Source organism: Parolsenella sp., assembly GCF_982402205.1.
In genome coordinates this window covers 1-2,382 of record NZ_CEVYAT010000193.1, presented here as the reverse complement: position 1 = coordinate 2,382, position 2,382 = coordinate 1, and the positions used below count along the sequence as shown (strand labels likewise).

Here is a 2,382-nt window from a genome sequence, read left to right as displayed (position 1 = left end):
GGCCTGCCTCGTGGTCCTGCTCGAGAACGTGATCCGCCGCGCCGAGACCGACGAGGACGCCCTGCGCGCTGCCGAGCGCATCGTCTCCGCGAGCGAGGCCGGCGCCGCCGGCGACGAGATCGAGTTCATGCCCGCCCGCGTGCTCTTCCAGGACTTCACGGGTGTGCCCGTCTTCGTGGACTTCGCCGCCATGCGCGACGCCATGGTCGAGCGTGGGGGAGACCCGTGCGTCGTGAACCCGCGCATTCCCTGCACGCTCGTCATCGACCACTCCGTCTGTGCCGACGTGGCCGACGGGGACGATGCGGCCGGGCAGAACCTCGCCATCGAGGCCTCGCGCAACCGCGAGCGTTTCGCCTTCCTCAAGTGGGCGAGCCGCTCCTTCGACAACGTGCAAATCGTGCCTCCGGGACGCGGCATCTGCCACCAGCTCAACATCGAGCGCTTCTGCCAGGTCGTCACCACCGACGCCCTGTGGGAGGGCGAGGGCAGCCTCTGCTGCTTCGACACCGTTGTGGGCACCGACTCGCACACCCCCACGGCCAATGGCATCGGCGTGCTTGGCTGGGGCGTGGGCGGCATCGAGGCCGAGGCCGCGGCCCTGGGCCAGCCCATCTCGATGCGCGTTCCCGAGGTCGTGGGCCTGCACCTCACGGGCAGGCTCGCCAGCGGCGTCTCGGCCATGGACCTTGCGCTCACGGTTGCCCAGCGTCTGCGTGCCGAGGGCGTCGTGGGCTGCCTCGTCGAGGCCTTTGGCGAGGGCGTATCGACCTTGAGCGTGACTCAGCGCGCCTGCGTCTCCAACATGACGCCCGAGTACGGCGCCACCTCGACGCTCTTCCCGGTCGATGACAACGTGCTCGACTACCTGCTTCTCACCGGCCGCGACGCTGCGCAGGTCGCCCTCGTCGAAGCCTACGCCATGGCCCAGGGCGTCTTCGGCGCCTCCGAGGGCCGTCGCTACGCACGCGTGGTCGAGCTCGACCTCTCCCAGGTCGAGCTGTCGCTCGCCGGCCCCTCGCGCCCGCACAACCGCGTGACGCCCGCCGGCCTCAAGGAGCGCTTTGAGGGCGTTTCCGCCGAGCACGGCCACGGCGACATGAGCGATTCCTGGAACGTCGCCTGCGCCGACGGCTCCACCCATAAGCTTCACCACGGCGTCCTCGCCATCGCCGCCATCACGAGCTGCACCACGGCCACCGACCCCGCCATGATGGTCGCGGCCGGCCTCGCCGCACGCCACGCCCGCGAGGCGGGCCTTACGGCCAAGCCCTGGGTCAAGCGCATCCTCGCCCCCGGCTCCCATGCCGCCGCCCTCATCCTCAAGCGCGCCGGCCTTCTCGACGACCTGCGCGCCGTGGGCTTCTTCACCTGCGGCTTTGGCTGCATGAGCTGCATCGGAAACTCCGGCGAAATTCTGCCGTGCCTCAAGCCCCTCGCCGCCGACATGGAACTCACGAGCGTGCTCTCGGGCAACCGCAACTTCGACGGCCGCATATCGCCCGACGTTGCGCAGAACTTCCTCGCCCAGCCAGCCCTCGTCGTCGCCTACTCGCTCGTGGGCACGATGGACGTCGACCTCTCTCGCGAGCCCGTGGGCACGCGTGCCGACGGCAGTCCGGTCATGCTCGCAGACATCATGCCCACCACGGCAGAGATTTCTGAGGTCTTAGCCCAGGTGCTCGACCCCGAGGTCTACGCGCAGGGGTCTGCAAACCTGCTCGAGGGGGAGCGCTCCTGGAACGAAATCGAGGCGGGGAAGTCGGCCACCTTCGCCTGGGACGAGGGCTCCACCTACGTGCGCCGTCCGCCCTACTTCGAGATCGCGCGCAGGCAGGGCCACGTTGGCGTCAGCGGCGCCCGCGCCCTGTGCCTGTTTGGCGACTTCGTGACCACCGACCACATCTCGCCGGCCGGTGCGATCGCGGCCGGCTCGCCCTGCGCCCGCTACCTGCGCGAGCGCGGCGTGGCCGATGCCGACTTCAACACCTACGGCTCGCGCCGCGGCAACCACGAGTGCATGGCGCGTGGCACCTTCGCCAACGTCAAGCTCGACAACAGGCTCGCCGGCACGACCGGCCCCGTGACGCTCGATCAGACGTGCGGCGAGGTTAAGAGCGTTTTCGACGCCGCCGAGTCCTACGAGGCCGCGGGCACGCCGCTCGTCATCGTCGCCGGCCGCATGTACGGCTCGGGCTCGAGCCGCGACTGGGCCGCCAAGGGCCCGCTGCTGCTGGGGGTGCGCGCCGTCATCGCCCAGAGCTTCGAGCGCATCCACCGCTCCAACCTCGTGCAGATGGGAATCCTGCCGCTCGAGTTTATTGATGGACAGAGCGCGCAGGAGCTTGGCCTCACCGGCACGGAGGTCTACGATATCGAGCC

The 2,382-nt window shown here is 69.6% G+C and carries 1 protein-coding gene; it reads left to right on the top strand.

Annotated features, from left to right (window positions below; all coding sequences use genetic code 11):
* On the top strand, positions 1-2,382 hold a 2,382-nt coding region (gene acnA / locus AC1VTH_RS07930), incomplete at both ends, for an aconitate hydratase AcnA (protein WP_481335618.1).